Consider the following 21462-nt stretch of genomic DNA (forward strand, 5'->3'; position numbering starts at 1 on the left):
TTCGTGCGGGTCGAAGACGTCGAGTTGATCAGCGTTTCTTGCCCCGATCGTCTGGAAGCCTTGCGCCAAGCGGCGATGCGCTTAATCGATTAGTCTGCAGCGACGCAAAAATCAGCGTTATAGCCGCCAACACGCCGGATTCATTAGCCATGATCGGCGTTTTTTTTTGGCCGATTTCCGAACCGTATCTCGTCTTTGTTATCTGTTGTGGGTAGTTTGCGTTCGGCAAGGAGTCGTTGGCGCGCCATTTTTTGTGCAGGACGCACAGAATTACTCAGAGGCTTCACCTTTATGAATCGCAGAAATCTCCTGAAAGCGTCCATGGCGTTAGCCGCCTACGGCAGCGTATCGGCCTCAGGGCTTTTTGCTGCGCGGGCACTGGCCGCCGCAGCCGATGGCGAGATCGAACACTTCGATTTTGCTGAGTTGCAGGCGCATGCCAAGAAGCTTGCGAGCAAAGGGTATGTGAGCAACAAGCAGGTGCTGCCACCGGTACTTGCGAACATGACGCCGCAGCAATTCAATGCCATCCGCTACGACCCGAATCACTCGCTGTGGAAAGACGTCCATGGCCAGCTCGACGTGCATTTCTTCCACGTCGGCATGGGCTTCAAGACGCCCGTGCGCATGTACAGCGTCGATCCGCAGAGCAAGCAGGCGCGCGAAGTGCATTTCCGCCATGACCTGTTCAACTACGAGAACAGTGGCATCGACAAGAACCTGGTCAAGGGCGACCTGGGCTTTGCCGGTTTCAAACTGTTCAAGGCGCCTGAAATCGCCATCAATGACGTCGTTTCGTTCCTCGGCGCCAGCTACTTCCGCGCCGTGGACAGCAACAAGCAATACGGCCTCTCGGCCCGCGGCCTGGCCATCGACAGTTACGCCAAACGTCAGGAAGAATTTCCGGACTTCACGAAGTTCTGGTTTGAAACGCCGGACAAGAACGCGACACGCTTCGTGGTTTACGCACTGCTCGATTCGCCGAGCGCGACCGGCGCCTATCGCTTCGACATCGACTGTCAGGCCGGCCAGGTGGTCATGGAAATCGACGCGCACGTCAATGCGCGTACCGATATCCAGCAGCTGGGCATTTCGCCGATGACCAGCATGTTCAGCTGCGGCACTCACGAACGCCGCATGTGCGACACCATCCACCCGCAAATCCACGACTCGGATCGCCTGTCGATGTGGCGTGGCAACGGTGAGTGGATCTGCCGTCCGCTGAACAACCCGGCCAAACCGCAGTTCAGCGCGTTCTCCGACACCGATCCGAAAGGCTTCGGGCTGGTACAGAGCGATCACGAATTCTCCAGCTATCAGGACACCGTTGTCTGGTACAGCCGTCGTCCAAGCCTGTGGGTCGAGCCGATCACGGCGTGGGGCGAAGGCGAGGTCAGCCTGCTGGAACTGCCGACCACGGGCGAAACGATGGACAACATCGTAGTGTTCTGGACACCGAAGACGCCGGTCAAGGCCGGGGACTCGATGAACTACGGCTACAAGCTGTTCTGGAGCCCGCTGCCGCCGGTAAGCACGCCGCTGGCACAGGTCCACGCGACACGCTCAGGCATGGGCGGCTTCCTCGAAGGCTGGGCACCGGGCGAGCATTACCCGAAAACCTGGGCACGCCGCTTCGCGGTGGACTTCAACGGCGGCGGTCTGGATCGCTTGCCGGAAGGCACTGGAATCGAGCCCATCGTCACGGTCACTCATGGCAAGGTGCAGGACTTCAACATCCTCGTGTTGCCGGACATCAAGGGCTACCGCGTCACCTTCGACTGGGTACCGGACAGCGACTCGGTCGAGCCGGTTGAAATGCGCATGTTCATCCGCACTGGCGACCGTACGCTGAGCGAGACCTGGCTCTATCAGTACTTCCCGCCTGCACCGGACAGACGTAAATACCCGTAATCCGCAGATGGGTGACGCAGAGCGTCACGAAGGGCATTCCCACGCGGAGCGTGAGGAACGATAAATGTCTGGGCTGGAGCGTGAGGAACGATAGGTGTCTGCAGGGTCGCGTCCGCAAGAACACCATCGTGCCCATGCTCCGGCGTGGGCACGCCGTTCTGGACGCTCCGCGTCCTGTCCTGGGTACTAAGTGCAGCGCATAACCATTAACCCCGACTAATTAATTGACAGTTGCCCCAACTGCGACTGATATACCTGTTGTCATGCCGTTGCGAGCGTCCGCTCCAGACCCTCATCTCCCAAAGCCTGCCTGTGTCGACACGTCCCCGTGATCGTCGGGCGGTAGCTTTGTCCGCGAAATTCCCCTGACGTATTTCACAAGGCAGCCAGCATGGCGTTGAATACTGCGAACGGCGTCGACGCCAGGTCGTCGTTGATGTCCTTTGACAAGTCCACGGTGGTGGTGTGGGTCGCCATCAGCCTGATTCTGGTCGAGACCTTTTCCGGAGCCTTGCGCTTCTACTTCGACCAGGCAGGCATAAGCCCCCTGCTCTATCTGCCCAAGGCCGCCTGCATACTGCTGTTTACGCTCGAACTGCGCACATTCAGAGCCGGGCGGTTGTTCTGGACGTTCACGATCCTGTGGCTGATTTCCGCGCTGCTGGCCATGCTGCATCGCGCCAGCGCGCACAACCTGGCGTTCAGTCTGTTCGCGCTGAGCCCGCTGGTGTTCGGCCTGGTATGTGGCCGGCACCTGCTGTATCGCCGCAAGCTGTTGTACCGCGCCATTGCTTTCTGCCTGCTGGCCTCGCTGTTGGGGATTGCCCTGGACAAGCTCACCTCCGTGCCATGGAAGGGCTACAGCTACAGCGCCGGTGAAACCCAGTTGAGCGCCAATACCTCATGGAGCGCGGACGAGGTGGACCGCATTGCCGGTTTCGCCAGGGTGTCCAACGTGCTGTCGATCATGATCGCCTTCTACACGCTGTACCTGATCATGTTCCTGCGCTCGCGCCTGATGATGATGTTGCTGAGTGCGGTGGCGCTTTACGCCATCGTGCTGACCACCAGCAAAGCGCCAGCCGCGGCCTTCGCGCTGACCATCGTGCTGCTGTTATTGCGGCGGATGAGCTGGACCTGCAGGGCAGTGTGCACCGTGGTGGTAGGCATCGGCCTGCTGTTGCCGGCACTGGGCCTGATTGTGAGCCCTGACGCTTACGCGGTCAGCAGCGGCGGCTCTCTGGCCTCGCTGTATGACCGGCTGATCAACACCTGGCCCGGCCTGATCGATGCAATGAGTCGCGAAGGCTGGATGATCAGCGGCGCAGGCTTCGGCATGGTCGGCAGCACGATGGGGTTGTTTCCGGTGGACGGTGCCGGGGTATTTCTCGGCATGGACAGCTCCGCCCTGTACCTCTGGGCAATGCTGGGCGTGCTCGGCCTGCTGCTGTATGCGCTGCAGATTCCGCTGTTGTTCCGCCTGATCGATGATCAGACCCGTGTTGGCCATATGCTCCTGGCGATCAGCTTTTGCTGGTGCCTGATCAGCTGGACCACCGACATGTTCGAGGTCGCTGTCGCCAACCTGTTCATCGGCCTGGCCATTGGTCATGTGATGGCCGGCAAAGAATCTTCTGCGGGCCATGCGCCCGGGCTGACGTCGGCTGCACGCTGATCAACCAGCACAATCACCACAACGCTGGCTGCCGATAAGCTTCGGCTGATCCCCGGCCCCTCCCCCTCATGATCAGCCAACGGATGGCTTTCTCAAATGGACTTCAGAAAAGACATCAATGGCCTGCGCGCCATCGCAGTGATCGCAGTGCTGCTCTTCCACTTCCACCCCGACTGGCTGCCTGGCGGCTTTGCCGGTGTCGACGTGTTTTTCGTGATCTCGGGGTATCTGATCACCGGCATCATCCTGCGCGGCTTAAGGAGCGGTAAATTCAGGCTGGCGGCGTTCTACACGTCACGGGCCAGACGCATCGTCCCGGCCCTCGCCGTGCTGTGTTTTGCCTTGCTGTTGCTCGGCTGGTTCGCTCTGCTGCCGCTGGACTACAGCGCGCTGGGCACACATGTGGCGAGCAGCCTGGGGTTCGTTTCCAACTTCGTCTATTGGCGTGAGGCCGGGTATTTCACCGCCAGCGCCCATGAGAAGTGGCTGCTGCATACCTGGTCGCTGTCGGTGGAATGGCAGTTCTACCTGCTGTACCCGATTGCGCTGCTGATGCTCAGTCGCTTCGTCGCGCTGCACAACCTGCGCTGGTGGGTACTGGGCGCAAGCCTGACAGGCTTTGTGGTGTGCGTATCTGCCTCCTCGCAATGGCCGGAGGCGGCGTTTTACCTGCTGCCGACCCGCGCTTGGGAGTTGCTCGCAGGTGGCGTGGCCTGCCTATTCCCGCTGCAATTGAAGGCCCTGCAGCAGCGCGTTCTGGAACACTTAGGACTGACGCTGACCGTGGCCGGCTTCTTTCTGCTGTCCGTGCAGGACACGTGGCCGGGTTATCTGGTGTTGATGCCGGTGCTGGGTGCGTTCGCGGTGATCGTCGCCGCACGCAACGACTCGCTGCTGACCTGTAACCCGCTCGCCCAATGGGCCGGCACACGCTCGTACTCGTTGTACCTGTGGCACTGGCCGGTGGTGGTGTGGATGAATGACGCCGGGTTACTGGGCGAGACCCGCGCAGTGCTGGTGGGCATCGGCGTGGCCGTGATGCTGGGTCTGGTCTCATGGCGGCTGATCGAGCAGCCCGTCAGCAGGCCGTCGTCTGATCAGCGCAGCAGACGTGCCACGTTCGGCACGCTGATCGCTCTGCTGTTCGTCGGCGGAACGCTGGTGAGTGCAACCGGCGGCGTGGTTTCTCCTCTGCGCCCGGTGAGTGTTTCGGACAAGGCGCGTTTCATTCAGGAGTACGCTGATCGCCAGCACAACCTGTACGAGCCCTACTGGCTGAAATGTGACGCCTTCTCCGCCCTGACCCAGCGCGGCCAATCAGGCATCGATGAAGCCTGCACCCGCAAACAAGGGGTGGGGGGCGTGTTCCTGTGGGGCGATTCTCATGCACAAGCGCTGTCGCTCGGCCTGCGTACCTTGCTGACACACAGCACGCCCTTCTATCAGGTCGCCTCGGCCAGTTGCCGTCCTGCTCTGAGGGACCAGCAAGGGCGTACCTCTGCGACCAGCAGGGCCTGTGACTACTCCAACAGAACGGCCCTGCAGGGCATCGAAAGGCTGCGTCCGGACATCGTGGTCATCGCGCAAAAGGACGGGCACGACAAGACCGACTGGACGCAGATCGCGGTTCGGCTCAAGGGCCTTGGTGTGAAGCACATCGTGCTGATCGGCCCGGTTCCGCAGTGGAACCCGTCGTTGCCCAGCGTCATCGCCAACCGTCATTGGGGGCTGAGCGAATCGTACATCCGCGATCCGGCTCTGGATCAAAGTGTCATGCTGGTGGATCAGGCAACCCGCGCACTGGCCGCATTGGCAGGCATCCAGTTTGTGTCGCTGATCGACAAACTGTGCATCGCCGATGCCTGCCGGGTACGCCTGGAAGACAACCGCTCTCTGCTGCAGATCGACTCGGGGCACTTGAGCGCAGAAGGTTCGCTGTACGTCGTGCGCAACTACGTACTGCCGCGGCTGGTGAATTAGTCAGCCGCTGAGTACAAATGTCCTGTTTCTGGAGGCTGTAGCGGCCTCTTCGCGCCTACTCCTACCGCCGCCGGCCAGAATCAAAAGCGGACTTGTGTATAACGATGAGGGCTCGGCGTGGGCCGGTGATCAGTGCAGCTCTTTGAGGCGCTCGGCAAACTTGACGAGGTCGGCCAGGGAATCGGCTTCCATCTTGCGCATCACCGAGCCACGGCGGACCTTGACGGTGATTTCACTCACGTTCAGCCGGGCTGCAATCTGTTTGTTGAGCAGGCCGCTGACCACCAGCTCCATCACCTGCCGCTCACCGGAATTGAGGCTGGCGTGGCGGCGCTGCAGTTCGGCTTCGACCGCGGCACTTTTGCGTCGACTGCGATCCTGCGCCAACCCCTGCTGAATGGCGTCGAGCAAGTCCTGATCGCGAAAGGGCTTGGTCAGAAACTCCACCGCACCGGCCTTCATGGCCCGCACGGACATGGGAATGTCGCCATGCCCGGTGATGAAAATGACCGGCAGGGAAATCCCCGACCTGGCCATATGCTCCTGGAAGTCCAGACCACTCATTCCAGGCATGCGAATGTCCAGAATCAGGCAGCCCGGCGCGTCAGGACGCGGCGTGTCCAGGAACTCGCGGGTCGAGCCGAACAGCATGCTGCGCAACCCGACCGAGGCCAGCAGATCCTCCAGCGAGGAGCGCACCGACAGGTCGTCATCAAGGACGTAGATGATCGGCTCTTCGGCCTGTGATGCGGCGGCAACTGTGCTCATCAGGTTTCCATCTTTCCGGTGGGCAGGGTGAAGTGAAACGTAGCACCGATTGCAGGGTTGGGGGTGACCCAGATGCGCCCGCCATGAGCTTCGATGATCGAACGACTGATCGCCAGACCAATCCCCATCCCTTCCTCCTTGGTGGTGTAGAAAGCATCGAACAACCGATGGATGTTTTCCGGTGGCACGCCGATACCGTTGTCGCTGACCGCAAATTCGATATCACCGCCGTCATGCCAGCCCACCAGAATCTCCAGTTGCGCCTGATCCGCCTCGAGCTTTTTCATCGCATCGACACCATTGAGCATCAGGTTCAGCAACACTTGCTGGATCTGCACCCGATCAGCCAGCAGCGGCGGCAGGCCCTCCGGAACGTCGACCAGCAGTGCGACGCCCTGCCCCTCTATCTCGCTGTGTGCCAGCGCCACGATCTCGGCGACGGTATCGGCCACGCTGATCCACTCCTTGTGAGTGGACGAACGCTTCGCCAGCGCGCGCACCCGGACGATGATGTCACCGGCGCGGTTCGCGTCACTGATCATGCGGTCGACGGCCTGCCGGGCCTTCTCCAGATTGACCGGCTCGGTGGCCAGCCAGCGCTGGCAGGCATTGCCGCTGGTGACAATAGCCGACAGCGGCTGATTGACCTCGTGAGCAATGGACGCCGTCAGTTCACCCAGTTGATTGACCCGTGCGATCCGCGCCAGCTGTGAGCGCGCTTCATGTACCGAGCGGATGGCCAGCGCCATGCGCAGCGCCAGCCAGGTGGTCATGGCGATGGCCGCCAGGCTGATGATGCAATTGATCAGCCCGGACGCCTCACTGCCTCTGGAGGTCGTCATCTCATAACTGATCACGGTCAGCACCATGCACAGCAACGCCATCGCGATAACGCCTGTGGACGGCAGGAACCTGACCGCCAGCAGCACCACAACAATCTGGAATACGCCCACGGCGATTTCCAGGTCGGTCAAGGTGTCGGCAACTGCAATGACCAGCGCCAGCATGAGCAACGCGATCAGCCGCACCGCCATAGCAGCCTTGCCGTAGGATTCCGGTTCACGCATGCGCATCATCCCGCTGGTTGCAAAAGGCCTGTTGAGTATGTCCTACAAACCTCAGGACGGGTTGTCCAGGCTGAACTGATCGGCCAGTTCGTCATAGGCGAACAACTCCGCGTAGCGCCCCCATTGAATCACTGCGTTGAGGGTCTGCATGGCATCGCTTTCAGACATGAAGTCTTCGAGTTGATCACGAAAGCGCCGTGCCGGTGCCGTGTGCGTGGGACGGTCATCCAGCACCCGACGGATATGCGCCACCAACGGCACAAAGCTAAGCAGGTGCTGGGCGAACAGTTGCTTGCGCTCGTCGACATCCGCCAGCGCATAGCGATTAGCGGCAGGCAGCAGGCGAATGTCGCCGCCCTTCAGTTCAGCGAAGCGCAATAGTTGCAGCACCTCGGCAATCGGGAACAGCTCGTCGGCGTTGTAGTGCAGCGCAGCGGCCAGCTCCGGCAGGTCGGCTTTGAGGCTATAGGGCGGCGCGTGAATCGCCTCGATCAACCCTGCCAGTGCGTTGGTGGAAACCTGTGGCAACACCATTCCCAGCCCGGTGCCCGGAAACACGCCCTGACGAATCTCGCCGGCGTCGTTGTCCTGGGTCATCAGCACGTAGATCTCTTCCACCAGCGCCCGAAAGATCGGGTCCTGGCGGTTGCGCGGCTGGGGCAGATCGACCTTGATCTCGCTGATCACCCGGCCAGGATTGGAGGAGAACAGCAGGATGCGATCGCACATCAGCACGGCTTCGGCGATGTTATGCGTCACCATCAGGATCGACTTGATGGGCATGCGCCCCTCGCTCCACATGTCCAGCAAGTCAGTACGCAGGGTTTCGGCGGTGAGCACGTCGAGCGCGGAAAACGGTTCGTCCATCAACAGCACGTCAGGATCGATGACCAGCGCGCGTGCCATGCCGACCCGCTGACGCATGCCTCCGGACAGCTCTTTGGGGTAGGCGCTCTCGAAACCGTCCAGGCCGATCAGATCGATGGCCGCCAGTGCGCGCTTGCGGCGTACGGCGGCAGGCACACGTTGCGCTTCGAGGCCAACTTCGACGTTTTCCAGCACCGTCAGCCAGGGAAACAGCGCAAAGCTCTGGAACACCATGCCCACCGACATTGCCCGTCCTTGCACACGACGAGGGAAATTCACCTCACCTTCGGTAGGCACCACCAGCCCGGCGATGGAGCGCAACAGGGTCGACTTGCCCGAGCCGGACCGGCCCAGCAGGCCCACTATTTCGTTCTCATTGAGCGTCAGGGTCACGTCATCCAGCACCAGGCGCTCTTTGCTGCCTTTGCCGTACACATGTCGGACTTTCTGAACATCTACCAGGCAACGCGTTTCGACAGCCATCATGATGGCGCCCTCCCCTTACACAAGATCAGACAAGACTCAGACGTCGCTCGGCGAACCCGTACAGCGGGCGCCACAGCAACCGGTTGAACGCAATCACGAAGACCGACATGACCACGATGCCCAGCGCAACGCGCGGAAAGTCACCTGCCTGGGTCGCATTGGCGATGTATGACCCCAGGCCTGCCGCTTCCAGATGCTGATCGCCCCAGGAAACCGCTTCGGCAACGATACTGGCGTTCCACGAACCACCCGACGCGGTCAGCGCACCGGTGATGTAGTAGGGAAACACGCCAGGCAGCGCGACACGCCGCCACCACTGCCAGCCGCGCATGTTGAACATGGTCGCCGCTTCGCGCAGGTCAGTCGGCAAGGCGCTGGCCCCGGCGATCACGTTGAACAGGATGTACCACTGGGTGCCGAGCACCATCAGCGGCGACAGCCAGATGTCCGGGTTCAGGTGCAGGCCGACAATCGCGATCACCGCAAAAGGAAACAGAACGTTGGCCGGGAACGCCGCCATGAACTGCGCGATTGGCTGCAAGCGTTCGGCCCAGACCGGACGCAAGCCGATCCAGATACCGACGGGCACCCAGATCAGGCTCGCAATGACGATCAGTACGATCACACGCACCATCGTCGCCAGGCCCAGACCAAAGGCAGTGACCATGTCGCTGACGCCCAGAGAGGCTTCGATGAACCTGAACAGGTACACGCTGCCAGCCAGGCAGGCGGCCATGACCAGGCCCAGCCACGCGTAGTCGAGCACGCGGACGACGCCTGGGGTGAGCTTCACTTTCCACAGCCGGGAGAACACGCGCCAGTCGATCAGCATCAGGCATTTCCACGGCGCAGCCAGGATCGAACCCAGCATCGGTGCCACACGGGAGCGGCCCAGCACGCTGTACATCCACGAGCGCGGACGCTTCGACGATGCGGTTTGCTCGAAGCGGAATTTGTCCGCCCAGGCGACGATCGGCCTGAACAGCAATTGGTCATAGGCCAGAATCACCAGCGCCATTGCGCCCACTGCCCAGGCAATCGCCGCCAGGTTTTTCTGCTCGATGGCCAGCGCCAGCCAGGAACCGATGCCCGGCAGATTGACGGTGGTGTCGCCGACCGAAATGGCCTCGCAGGCGACCACGAAAAACCAGCCGCCGGACATCGACATCATCATGTTCCACACCAGCCCCGGTATGGCGAACGGCAGTTCCAGGCGAGTGAAGCGCAGTACCGCAGACAGCCCGAACTGACGGCTGACCTCGTTAAGGTCACTCGGTACGGTGCGCAGTGACTGATAGAAACTGAACGCGAGATTCCAGGCCTGGCTGGTGAAGATGGCAAAGATCGCTGCGCATTCGACGCCCATCTGCCGACCGGGAAACAGGCCCATGAAGAAGGTCACGGTGAACGTCAAAAAACCCAGCACCGGCACCGACTGAAGAATATCCAGCGCCGGGATGATCACTTGCTCGGCCTTGCGGCTTTTGGCGGCCAGCGTGGCGACGACAAAAGTGAAGATCAACGAAGCGGCCAGCGCGATGAACATACGCAGTGTGGTGCGCAATGCGTATTCGGGCAGGCGCGCCGGGTCGAGGCTCATGGGACTCGAATTCAGCACCGCGAGCGGCTGCATCATCTGGCCAAGGCCGTAGATGAACAGACCAATGAACAGGGTCAGGATGGCCAGGCAAATACCATCGGCCCAATAAGGCGTGCGTGCACCGGGTTTTACAAAACGGGGCGTCCGCAGGCTTTTACCGAATTCAGATATCGAATGCATTGCTCACCTCAAGCCGGCCGCGCAGGCGCAGACCCACCTGCTTTATAAACAAACAGGCAGTCAGCGATAACAGATAAAGGCCGTGAGTTAATAGTTGCCGGACAGTGAGGTAAAGCTTATAGCGTTTCGATCAACAGTAGAAACCTGCAAAAGTAGCTCATGTTTATCTGTCAGTATGAGTGAGGTATACCAACGTATAGTTATATAACTATCACCCCGTTATTCAGGCCAGTTAAGCGTCGCGCAAAAGAACATTATCGTGCCCATGCTCGGCGTAGGTATGCCGTTCCGGACGCTCCGCGTACTCCCTTGAAGAAGCGGTGCGACCTGGAGATGTGACGCGGAGCGTCACGAAATGCATTCCCACGCTGGAGCGTGAGGAACGATAGGTGGCCGGCTGGACTATCGTGCGACGCTCCGCGTCGCATGCCGTTCCGGACGCTCCGCGTCCTCCCTTGAAGAAGCGGTGCGATCTGGAGCTGTGACGCGGAGCGTCACGACATGCATCCCCACGCTGGAGCATGCGGAACGACGGGTGTCCGAGTACTCCGCGTGGGCACGACCGTCGGGTGGATCACACCCGGAAGTGGCTGACCATCATCTGCAGCTGGCCACCAAGGCGTGCCAGTTCGACGCTGGAGGCTGCGGTTTCTTCGCTGGCTTCGGCGGTCTGTTCGGATACATCGCGAACGTTGACGATGCTGCGGCTGATTTCGTCGGCCACCGAGCTTTGCTGTTCGGCGGCGGCAGCGATCTGCTGGTTCATCGCCTGGATGCTCGACACCGTACGGGTGATGCTTTCCAGCGACGTACCGGCCCTGCGCGTCAGTTCGACACTGCTGTCTGTCAGCGTGCGGCTGCCGAGCATGATGCCCGACGCTTGGCGCGTGCCGTTTTGCAGCGCCGCCACCAGCCCTTCGATTTCTTCGGTGGACTGTTGGGTACGCTGCGCCAGGCCACGAACTTCGTCGGCCACCACGGCAAAACCCCGGCCGGCTTCCCCGGCACGTGCTGCTTCGATGGCGGCATTGAGGGCCAGCAGGTTGGTCTGTTCGGCGACCGCCTTGATCACATCCATGACCTTGCCGATCTTGTCACTTTCCTGCTCCAGCACGTTCATTGCGTCGGACGAGCGAACCACTTCAGCGGCCAGTCGCTCGATCTGCTGGATGGCCTCGCCCACGACCTTGTCGCCATCACGCGCCTGTTTGTCGGCATCGGAAGCCGCCACGGACGCCTGTTCGGCATTGCGTGCCACTTCATGCACCGTCGCCGACATTTCATGCATGGCCGTGGCCACCTGGTCGGTCTCGACTTTCTGGCTGTTGACCCCTGCACTGGTCTGCTCGGTAACTGCCGACAGTTCTTCAGCCGCGCTGGCAATCTGGGTAACGCCGTCGCGAATACCGGAGATCAGTTCGCGCAGGGTTGTCCCCATGCGCTGGATGCCTTGCTGCAACACACCCAGTTCATCGCGTCGGGTGACCGCTTCGGTGTGTGTCAGGTCGCCGGATGCAATACGTTCGACGATGGCCAGCGTATCGCGCAATGGGCGAGTGATCTGACGCGTAATGACCACAGCGGCAAGAATGCCCAGTAACATGACCAACACCACACACCCTATCTGCAGGCTGCGCGCCTGAGCAGTGTCTTCCTTGCCCATCTGCATCTGCAGGCCATACAGCTCTTCGCCCAGTTTGACGATGGTCGCGCCTTGAGTGGTCAGATCCTTGCGCACGCTCGCAGCTGTCTGAGTGGTTGCCTTGAAGGCATCGACCGAGCTGCGGTAATTGCGCAGAGCGCTTTCAAACTGTGCGATCTGTTCGCGATTGGCGGAACCAAAAGCAGCCTTGAGCCTGTCCAGACGACTGATCGCGCTATCCAGTTGCTGGAAGGCTGCTGCCTCGGTCTTGTCATTCGGGTTGCCGGTATAGCCGCGCACTTCATAACGCACGAGGATCAGGTCTTGCCGAGCGCTGTTCGCCAACTGGGCCAGATCGAAGCGTGCCGGATCAGAAGGATCGATATGCATGACCGCCTTATTCAACGACTCGACAGCCTGCATGGCCGCTGTCCCATTGGCGGTCATCTCGTTGCGCACTTTGGCCCCGGCCTGGTACACGGCGCGCATGCTGTTCAGGGATGCTTCATAGTCGCGAGTGACATCGGCCAGTTCGCGCAGCGGCTTGAGGTTGACCGGATTGTTGAAGCTGACGAGCAGTGATTGCTGCTGCGCCTTGAACACATCCAGCTTGCCTTGCATGTTCTGTGCTGCGGTTTCATCGCCGTCAGTCAGCATGTATTGCAGACGCGCGATTCGCAGGTTGGTCAGGTTGTCACTCAGCTCGGTGATATCGCCGATTCTGTCGGTGCGATTGATGAGCTTGTCGAGGCTGGTCCAGCCAACGAGGGCGAGCACTGCCGTGAAGAAAAGAACGGTCCCAAAGCCCAATGCCAACTTCATGTTGACGCTGATATTCGCAAATCTGCTGTTCATAAAATCTCCTGAAAATGCTTTTTTGTGCGCAACGAAAGAGCTGAGATTTGTTTTTATAGACAGCAAACCCGCGCGCCAGAGCTATCGGCCGCAGAAGAGCAAAACTTGATCGGAAAAAGGCAATCCGCGCGAAAGCGCCGATTCGGGAGGGAAATCGGGGGCTGAACAGCCCCCGACTCAATCAGGCAATCAGTTTGAAACGTGCCACAACATTGCGCATATCGCTGGCGACGCGCGCCAGTTCATCGGCGGTAGCCGCGTTATTGTCGATCCCCAGCATCAACGTCCCGGAGCTGTTACGAATCTCCATGACATTGCGGTTGATGTCTTCGGAGACCGCATGCTGCTGCACCGCAGCACTGGCGATCTGCGTGTTCATCTCGACAATGCGCTCCACGCCCTGACTGATGCTCGACAGGCTGCCCGAAGCATCACTGGCGGCACTGATGCACGCATGAGCCTTCTGCTGGCCGGCCTGCATCTGTTGCACGGCAGCATCGGTCGCACCTTGCAGTTGCTGGATGATGCCGCGAATTTCTTCGGTCGACGCCTGAGTGCGCGAAGCCAGCGTGCGGACTTCATCAGCCACCACGGCAAACCCGCGACCCTGCTCGCCCGCCCGCGCTGCTTCGATGGCGGCATTGAGGGCCAACAGGTTGGTCTGATCGGCAATGGTGCTGATGACCTGGATAACGCCACCAATCGACTGACTGTGCAGGGCCAGCGCCTGCACCTTCTGAGCACTGACTTCCACTTCTTCGGCCAGAGCCTGAATGGTCGAGTGTGCCTGGTGCATGATGCGCAGACCGTTACGTGACGCGGTGTTCGCTTCATCAGCGGCCAGTGCGGCACCTTCAGTGTTCTGCGCCACGTCGGCGACGCTGGCGGTCATCTCGTTGATCGCGGTCGCCACTTGCTCCGTTTCAGCCTGCTGCGCGTTCATCGACTGCTTGGCCAGGCCGATGGATGAGCCCAGACGGGACGCTACATCAGACAGTTCGTAAGAGGTGCGGTCCATGTGCGAGATAGAACTGGCGAAGGCCTCGGCCATCAGGTTCAGGCCATTGGCGATATCAGCCACTTCGTCCTTGCTGACGACCGTTACGCGTGCACTCAGATCGCCCTCGCCCAGACGGCGGGTGACGCCCAGCAGGCTGTCGATGGTCAGGCGCAAGGCACGGTAAATGCTGCAGAACGCGTAGAGCAGCAACAAACCCATGATCACACACATGGCAATGACTATTTCGCGCTGCAGCACCAAGGCGTCGTAGCGCGCATTCAATTCATCCTGAAGCGCAGTCTGAATTTCGTCCTGAGCCTTGTAGAGTCCCGAGACAACCCCGTTGCCGCGCGCGCTCAGCGACTGCCCCTGCTGCACCGAAAACTCTGTGCCCTTTATGTACGCGTGCAGGTCGCTGCGAAAGCTGTCCATCGCTGCAGTAGCGGCAGTGATCGGGTCATTGACGCGCGTTGCGAGCTCTGGCGAGCGGCGCTTGAGCAGTCGAATACTTTGCTCCAACTCGGCCCGAAATTGCAGTTCGATCTTCAGCAGGCTCTCGAGCGAGCCGCGCATCGATACACTCAGCCCCTGGCCGGTCATCAAACCTGCCGTGATGCCGCGGATCTGACCGGCAACGTTGATTTCCCGGGGCATACGAATGGTGCTCAGATCAATCAGAAACAGCGAGGCGTAATCTTCGTCCAAGACCATGCCCGAGGTAGCCGAGACGTAGTAGATAAAGTTGAGTGTCTGGGCCAGTTGCTCATTCCACTGGGCGAACACGTCATCCTGAGAGAGGCCTGGCTTGATACTGTCCATCAGGGAACGGGCGCTTTCACGCAGGCGCTGTACGCGGTTCTCGGTTTCCAGTTGCTGCCCCTGTCGTGCATCAATATCGGCAAGGTTGGCAAGCGCGGTTTCAAGCTGAGCGCGGTTGCTGATCACATCCTGAGCGGCGGAGGCATCGCCGGCCAGCAGACGGTTGCTGGCCGCGCGCTGCAGCATGGAAAATCGCAGAACGGGCGTGGTCATTTGCAGGTACTCACGGCCAACGCGCTCTTGCGCGACCGTGTCGATGCTTGCATTCAGACTGTTGAAAACCCGAAGACCGAGAACGATCAACGGGATGACGATAATAATGGCTAAAACGACAAACTTGGCAGGGAAACGCAGGCGGTTGGTGAGGTAGATACCAGGCGAAAGGATGTTCATAGCATTCTCTTTTTAATTAGGGTGTCCGATCCGGGCGGAAAAGCTCCTTTCTTTGCATCACGGGTAATACGGGCAGCTATGCCGCGCTGAACGAGGTCATCCGTTCAGATGGAGGCATATTGCCATCACTTCAGAGCAATGGCTTTTCAGGAAGTTCAATGGGTGCCATAGCCTGATAGTCCGGCTATCGGCCAGAGCACGTTTAACATGAGGTCATGGGCATCGGGCAAATGAAGAAAGGGAGAGACTTGCGGGTACGAGGCTTGCGGCAGGCATATCCGAATGAGGGTATTCAGGCGGGAAACAAAGGCTCATCTGACGGATCTGGCGACCGTAGACTTTTCAAAGGTAATACCGTCGTGCGGCATCGTGACGCACGACGGCAGGCGTCGTATCGAGGTGATTCGAGGGCTTTCAAGCCCTCGCCCACTCCACGTTCGACAGACCGAGCTTTTCAGCCTGAGGCTTGCTCAGCTTGGGTACCGGGTCGGAACGGTACTTGGGGATCGCACCGAACCCGGCATCCACTGAAGCCCAGTGCCAGGCCTCTTTGTTATCCATGGCACCTGCTCGTATGTAGAACGTCTTGTAACTGCCATGCAGCAGGTAATCGATACGGTAGTGTTTTTCATCAGCCATTGTGTTGCTCCTGCTTTGTCGACTTGCAAAACAGATCGCAGCAGTTTCAAAAAATTCAAAATATTAATGCCATAATCTAAATGATGTCATGCTGCCATCTTATGATGTATGTTTATACCTGAACCGAACGGTTTAGTTAGCGATAGAGTTTGTTTATAACTGCACTTTTTACGCTTTTTTCCTGCGTAAAACAGCAACGGCCTCCAGCCCCATCCAAACAGGCTTCTTCGCCACTATGAACGAACATTCAGCCACGCAAGGGGAATAATCAAATCCTATTGAACGGTGGTTTTAACACCGCCGGTCCTCTTTAAAAAAGTTAGCAGTAACGATCGCGCTCCTGAGTCTCTCATAACCTGTGACTGCGTTGAATCAAGCCCATGCACATGGGTTGACGCTTCCCGAGAGATCAAAGCCTGAGGATACGACATGTTCATGTATAACAAGCGACTTCAATACACCGTCCGTGTAGCAAGACCCAATCCTGGACTGGCCAACCTTCTGCTTGAGCAGTTCGGCGGGGCTCAGGGTGAACTGGCCGCGGCCGGACGGTATTTCACTCAAGGGCTGAGTGAAGATGATCCAGGCCGTAAAGACCTGCTGATGGATATTGCCACTGAAGAACTAAGCCACCTTGAAATTGTGGGCTCCATTATTGTCATGCTCAATAAGGGTGCCAAAGGTCAATTGGCTGAAGGTATTGAAGAAGAAGGCGAGTTGTATCGCTCTATCAACGGTAACGGCAATGACTCACATATCACCAGCCTGCTGTACGGGTCCGGTGCGCCGTTGACCAACTCTGCCGGCGTGCCTTTTACAGCGGCTTATATTGATACTATCGGCGAACCGACAGCAGACTTCCGTTCCAATATCGCCGCAGAATCCAGAGCCAAGATTGTTTACGAGCGCTTGATGAACGTGACCGATGATCCGGGCGTTAAAGAAGCGCTGGGGTTTCTCATGACTCGGGAAATCGCGCACCAGTTGTCTTTTGAAAAAGCCCTCCACGCCATCCAGCCCAACTTCCCACAGGGCAAACTGCCGGGCATGCCGGAATTCACCAACAAGTACTTCAACATGTCCGGCGAACCCAATGTACGCGGTGCGTGGAATCAGGGTGGTGACTGGGAATATGTGGAGTCGCCACAAGCGGCCGTCGATGGCGGCGAAGGCACGGCCTCGGTCACGCTGGATGAAAAGGATACAGAGGTGCTGGAAATGTTGAAGGAGCGGACCCAGTCCGATCCGGCCGCCAATCCGATTACCGGTGCGGATCTGGGTTCTGGCTTTGTCCAGGGCAAAGATGCCTGAAACGGCAACCCTTGTTTTGTTCAGGAGAATGAATCATGAAAAAGCTCAGCTCCCGTCAACCTCTCACGCCTCGCGACGAGTTGGATAGCGCGTTGACCGACAGGGTATTTGTAAAAGGGCTTCGTGCCTTCGAGGCGCAGGCGCTGCTTGCGCGCAGAGGCTTTCAGGTGGTGATGGCAACCAAGGGTTTCGGCGTTGGAACCCAGCTTGAAAACAGCCTGCCACGGCGCTGATCACACCGATCATCAACGCTACGCGCTCCATCAAACTTGTCCACAGGTCGGCAGACAATCAGCCCGCGTGTGGACAAGTCTCTCTTCGCTGAAAAGGGTAAGAACATGACTCGCACGACCATAGAAGATTTGTTCATTCACGAACTTTCAGACGTTTACAGCGCTGAAAAGCAAATTACCAAAGCACTCCCGCGTCTCGCACGCGCTTCGACCAATCCGCTTCTGGCAGAAGCCTTCAAGGCGCATCTTGAAGAAACCCAAGGTCAGATCGATCGTATCGATGAATTGGTGGAAGGTGCTGGTCTGAAGCTGAAACGCATGAAATGCGCAGCCATGGAAGGTCTGATCGAAGAAAGCAAGGAATTGCTGGAAGAGATCGAGAAAGGCGCAGTACTCGATGCGGCCCTGATCGGGGCATGCCAGAAGGTCGAGCATTATGAGATCGCCAGTTACGGCACACTCATCGCCATGGCCAAACATCTGAATATGAAAGAAGCCGCCGCTCTGCTGAGTGCCACATTGGCAGAAGAAAAAGGCGCGGACGAAAAGCTGACGGCGATCGCTGAACAGGGCGGAACCCAGGCGGCCACTTCGAAAAAGTAATGATGATTTCCAGCGGTACCCACATGACGGTCTACAGGGTGTAGATCCCGTCATGCGGTGTAGTGGATTTACTTTTTGGCAGCATCACCGCCATGCGCAGCAGCGAGTTTTTTCGCGTGCTCCAAATGCTTCTCCAGCGTAGGCAACGTCGCCTTTGCAAAGGCCTTCAGCTCTGGATCCTTGCCATTCTCGGCCTCTTCCTTGTATAGCTTGATCGCCTGCTCATGTGCGGAGACCTGATTGTTGGCGTATGCCTGATCGAACGACTTCTCGCGCATCTCCAGAATCATCGCCTTGGCCTTGTCCATCAGCATAGGGTCTTCGGACACTTCAAGGTTCTTGCTTTTTGCGATCGCAGCCAGCTTCTCATTGGCGGCGGTGTGGTCCGTGACCATCTGCTTTGCAAATTCCTTCACATCTGCAGAGACGCCTTTCTCATCCTGTGCGAGCTTGCCAACCTGAACTTCGGCGATGCCTTTAGCAGAGGCATCTTCCACAAAATCATCAGCGTCCTGAGCAGCAACAGCCATTTGCGAACCTAGCGAAAGTGCCAGGGCAATGGCGCTCATGCGAAAATAATTGTTCATTTTCGGTCATCCTTTTATGGGCTGAATACATCATCGTTATCGATGACATGAACGTTACGACCTGCTTCAAATACCTGCGTTCAGCCTTTTTGATCGGACACGGCATACGCCGATACCACGGTCACCTGTTGCGGATGTAACCCGGACCGGCAATGCATTTTTTCCGCGCGACCATCGCCCCTTGGAATAAGCGCGATCACCACCTATCGGTGCCGGGGAAATTACGCTGAATTTCCCTGTATCGAGGCACTCACTTATCTACGTTGCACAAAAAAACAGAAAGTCCCGAATGACCGCGTCAACGTGATGTTCAACTGCCGAGGTACGATTTTCATGACGTCTCTTCAAGTGATGACCGGCAACGCCGTCGTCAAAACCGTCGTTGAAGAAGCCCGTTCAAAAACCGTCTATCAATCATGGATGAATGAACGTGCTCCCGAACATCAACACGATGCGGTCCTGTTTCTGAATCACTGCCTGGCCCTGGCCGAGCGGGAACACTGCGACCTTCCGGCCCGGCCCGAAGCGCTTGAACAGTGGATGGAGCAGAACGTAGGGGTCGTGGCTGATCAATATGCACTCTATCTTGAGCAACGCCGCGCTGGAAAACCGAGACGGTTTTTCAAGAACAAAGCGCACGCGATGTATTTCATTCAGCAGGTCGCACCGACCAAAATGGTCGACGGCGCCTGGCTATACGGATTGCTGCCGCGCTGGGCAGACTACCGCTTTCACGGCCTGATTCGGACCTACCTTGAAGAGCTTGGTGACGGCGAACAAGCACAGAATCATGTCTCGCTGTACCGGAAACTGCTGGCGGATCTGGACTGCGATACCAGCGCGCCACTGGCAGACGATGCCTACCTGCAAGGTGCGATTCAGCTGTCACTGGGGCAATTGAGCGAGCAATACCTTCCCGAAGTCATTGGTTACAACCTGGGCTATGAACAGTTGCCGCTGCACTTGCTCATCACATCATTCGAGCTGAATGAACTGGGCATTGACCCTTACTACTTCACCCTGCATGTGACGATCGATAATGCCAGCACCGGCCATGCGCGCAAGGCTGCACAAAGCGTCCTTGAGCTGATGCCTGTTGGCCAGGAGCGCGACGAGTTTTATCGTCGTGTCGCCAGTGGTTATCGCCTCAATGAGCTGGGCATGGGTTCAACTCAAGTGATCCAGTCGTTCGACCTGGAGCAGGAAGTGATCGCCATGCTCGAGCGCAAGCGCACGTTCGGGCAGCACATGCATTCCGATTACTGCCGTCTCGACGGCAAGACCGTCAACGAGTGGCTCGCCGAGCCCGACCAGATCCCGGAATTTCTTGCCGTGCTGCAGAACAGAGGCTGGATCAAGCGTCATGAAGATCCCCTGCACAGCCGTTTCTGGAAGCTGTTCGAAGGCGCCGGTGCGCCAATGTTCGGCGTCTTCAACGGTTATGAAAAGCAACTCGTGCACGACTGGATCGCCGGCGACTCACTGTCCGATGGCAGTGCTCAGCCCACGGTCGGCAAACGGCTTCCGGAAGCCTTTCGCTCGCGTTTCCGCAATCTGCAAGACGGTGCTCAGCCCTCCCCCGCGCTTGCGGTGCCTGCTTCAGCAGATGCTGATCCGGACGTGCGCGAACTGCACATGAGGCTGGAGTCTGCGGCCTCCTCCGAGAAGATGACTACGTTGATCGAAAGCATGTCGCCAGCAAGACACGCAACGGCTGCCGGTCTACACGCGACGCGTCTGTTTGTGAGCAGCATGGCCGAGCGAATGACGGGAGCGCACGCATGAGTCATGCCCTCCCCGACAGCGCCGCGCTCATTGCCCTGGCGCAGCGCCTTGAAACCAGCGGCTATCGCTTTATCACGCCCACCCCTTTGACCCATCAATACGTCAATCAACGCTCGGGAAATCGTCTTGCCGCGTCGCTACGCGATGTGTTCGGCTGGAGCCGGCTGATACCGGAATCCATGCTGCCGGTCGAAGAGGCTCAAGGCCTGCTGGCTGCCGGTATTCTGGAGCGCAAGGAAGACGGCTTGAAAAGCCGGGTGAGATTTTCCAGCCTGGATGATCTGCTGCTGGTGCATTCGGCGTTTCCTACCGCAGATGAAGACTCGGTATTTTTCGGTCCGGATACCTATCGCTTCGCGCAGTCCATCAATCGTCACCTGCAAGGCACGTCGCACCCGATCAACCGCGCCGTCGACATCGGCTGCGGTACGGGTGCCGGCGCCATGTTGATTGCGGTCGCCCGTCCGCAGGCTCAGGTGCATGCCGTCGACATCAACCCTAGGGCACTGCATTTCGCGCAGACCAATGCCGCGGTTGCCGGGCTGAAGAATATGGAGTGCTGCCACAGCGATATTCTCTCGGGCCTGAACGGAAACTTCGACCTCATCGTCGCCAACCCGCCCTACATGAAAGACACCAGGCAGCGGGCCTACCGCCACGGTGGTGATGCGTTGGGCGCGGACCTGTCCGTGCGCATCCTGCACGAATCACTGGACCGCCTCACTCCGGGCGGTTCGCTGGTGCTTTACACCGGCGTGGCCATGGTGGGCGAGCACGATCCTTTCTTCGAGGCGGTGCAGGCCGATATCGACCATGCGGCACTGGCATGGACCTACCGTGAACTGGACCCGGATGTCTTCGGCGAAGAGCTGCTTGAAGAGGGCTATGAGGACGTGGACCGTATTGCAGCGGTGGAGTTGGTGGTCACCCGACGCTCTGCATGACCCGCCGAAATAGCTTCGATAGTTCATGCTTATAGCGCGCATAAGAACCGAGCATTGGTCAGCCTCTCGGCATCCCGGTGAAACTTGTCACGAGCCGTCGATCAACACCTCACTGTT

At 58.8% G+C, this 21462-nt stretch carries 16 protein-coding genes and 2 pseudogenes; 8 read left to right on the forward strand and 10 right to left on the reverse strand.

The window, feature by feature from the left end:
* The first annotated feature begins 291 nt into the window (after positions 1-291).
* The 3 genes from PI739_RS16570 to PI739_RS16580 all read left to right on the forward strand — a co-directional run bounded on the left by PI739_RS16570 (position 292) and on the right by PI739_RS16580 (position 5566).
* Positions 292-1911 (forward strand): glucan biosynthesis protein D, encoded by a 1620-nt coding sequence (locus tag PI739_RS16570; protein ID WP_003432784.1) that lies wholly within the window; start codon positions 292-294, stop codon positions 1909-1911.
* A 391-nt stretch (positions 1912-2302) separates the two neighbouring features.
* Positions 2303-3586, forward strand: a complete 1284-nt coding sequence (locus PI739_RS16575) for a hypothetical protein (protein WP_271352048.1) — start codon at positions 2303-2305, stop codon at positions 3584-3586.
* Positions 3587-3682: 96 nt separating this feature from the next.
* Complete coding sequence (locus PI739_RS16580; RefSeq protein ID WP_054082265.1) at positions 3683-5566, forward strand: acyltransferase family protein; 1884 nt, start codon at positions 3683-3685, stop codon at positions 5564-5566.
* A gap of 129 nt (positions 5567-5695) precedes the next feature.
* Here the strand turns inward: PI739_RS16580 and PI739_RS16585 are convergent, their stop codons facing one another.
* From PI739_RS16585 to PI739_RS16615, 9 genes and pseudogenes are all read right to left on the reverse strand, one after another.
* The gene (locus tag PI739_RS16585) at positions 5696-6334 is read right to left on the reverse strand and encodes a response regulator transcription factor (RefSeq protein WP_003367896.1); all 639 of its coding nucleotides are present in this window, start codon (positions 6332-6334) and stop codon (positions 5696-5698) included.
* Positions 6334-7401 carry a sensor histidine kinase gene (locus PI739_RS16590; protein ID WP_054082350.1) on the reverse strand — a complete coding sequence of 356 codons (1068 nt, stop codon included), beginning with the start codon at positions 7399-7401 and terminating at the stop codon, positions 6334-6336. Before PI739_RS16590 ends, PI739_RS16585 begins: the two co-directional genes overlap by 1 nt.
* A 51-nt stretch (positions 7402-7452) precedes the next feature.
* Positions 7453-8757, reverse strand: a complete 1305-nt coding sequence (locus tag PI739_RS16595; protein ID WP_176556722.1) for an ABC transporter ATP-binding protein — start codon at positions 8755-8757, stop codon at positions 7453-7455.
* Positions 8758-8779: 22 nt separating this feature from the next.
* Entirely contained in the window at positions 8780-10534 is a 1755-nt protein-coding gene (locus PI739_RS16600) for an ABC transporter permease (RefSeq protein WP_003367892.1), read from the reverse strand.
* Positions 10535-11108: 574 nt separating this feature from the next.
* Positions 11109-11972, reverse strand: a complete 864-nt coding sequence (locus PI739_RS24905; RefSeq protein ID WP_408637178.1) for a methyl-accepting chemotaxis protein — start codon at positions 11970-11972, stop codon at positions 11109-11111.
* Between the two features lie 39 nt (positions 11973-12011).
* A pseudogene (locus tag PI739_RS24910) lies at positions 12012-13031 on the reverse strand (methyl-accepting chemotaxis protein); the annotation flags it as partial.
* Positions 13032-13212: 181 nt separating this feature from the next.
* On the reverse strand, positions 13213-14082 hold the full coding sequence (locus PI739_RS24915) for a methyl-accepting chemotaxis protein (protein WP_373458264.1): 870 nt from the start codon (positions 14080-14082) through the stop codon (positions 13213-13215).
* Positions 14083-15243, reverse strand: a pseudogene (locus PI739_RS24920) (HAMP domain-containing protein); the annotation flags it as partial.
* A gap of 414 nt (positions 15244-15657) precedes the next feature.
* Positions 15658-15882 carry a DUF6555 family protein gene (locus tag PI739_RS16615; protein WP_003316018.1) on the reverse strand — a complete coding sequence of 75 codons (225 nt, stop codon included), beginning with the start codon at positions 15880-15882 and terminating at the stop codon, positions 15658-15660.
* 429 nt (positions 15883-16311) lie between these two features.
* Here PI739_RS16615 and PI739_RS16620 point away from each other — a divergent pair, with 429 nt between their 5' ends.
* The 3 genes from PI739_RS16620 (at position 16312) to PI739_RS16630 (ending at position 18029) form a co-directional block, all read left to right on the forward strand.
* Positions 16312-17193, forward strand: a complete 882-nt coding sequence (locus PI739_RS16620; RefSeq protein WP_003367889.1) for a manganese catalase family protein — start codon at positions 16312-16314, stop codon at positions 17191-17193.
* A 35-nt stretch (positions 17194-17228) separates the two neighbouring features.
* Positions 17229-17426: a hypothetical protein gene (locus tag PI739_RS16625; RefSeq protein ID WP_054082269.1), complete on the forward strand. Its 198-nt coding sequence runs from the start codon at positions 17229-17231 to the stop codon at positions 17424-17426.
* 105 nt (positions 17427-17531) lie between these two features.
* On the forward strand, positions 17532-18029 hold the full coding sequence (locus tag PI739_RS16630) for a YciE/YciF ferroxidase family protein (protein WP_003367887.1): 498 nt from the start codon (positions 17532-17534) through the stop codon (positions 18027-18029).
* Between the two features lie 68 nt (positions 18030-18097).
* On the opposite strand, the gene PI739_RS16635 is transcribed toward PI739_RS16630, so the two are convergent.
* A complete protein-coding gene (locus PI739_RS16635) occupies positions 18098-18616 on the reverse strand; it encodes a DUF4142 domain-containing protein (protein WP_003367886.1) in 519 nt (172 codons plus the stop codon).
* 333 nt (positions 18617-18949) lie between these two features.
* Between PI739_RS16635 and PI739_RS16640 the strand changes: the two genes are divergently transcribed.
* Together PI739_RS16640 and PI739_RS16645 are read left to right on the forward strand one after the other, a co-directional pair.
* Positions 18950-20401 carry an iron-containing redox enzyme family protein gene (locus PI739_RS16640; RefSeq protein WP_054082351.1) on the forward strand — a complete coding sequence of 484 codons (1452 nt, stop codon included), beginning with the start codon at positions 18950-18952 and terminating at the stop codon, positions 20399-20401.
* Positions 20398-21345, forward strand: a complete 948-nt coding sequence (locus tag PI739_RS16645) for a methyltransferase (RefSeq protein ID WP_054082270.1) — start codon at positions 20398-20400, stop codon at positions 21343-21345. The genes PI739_RS16640 and PI739_RS16645 overlap by 4 nt, the downstream gene beginning before the upstream one ends.
* The last annotated feature ends 117 nt before the right edge of the window (positions 21346-21462 follow it).

Source organism: Pseudomonas cerasi (genome assembly GCF_027983475.1).
Taxonomy (GTDB): domain Bacteria; phylum Pseudomonadota; class Gammaproteobacteria; order Pseudomonadales; family Pseudomonadaceae; genus Aquipseudomonas; species Aquipseudomonas cerasi.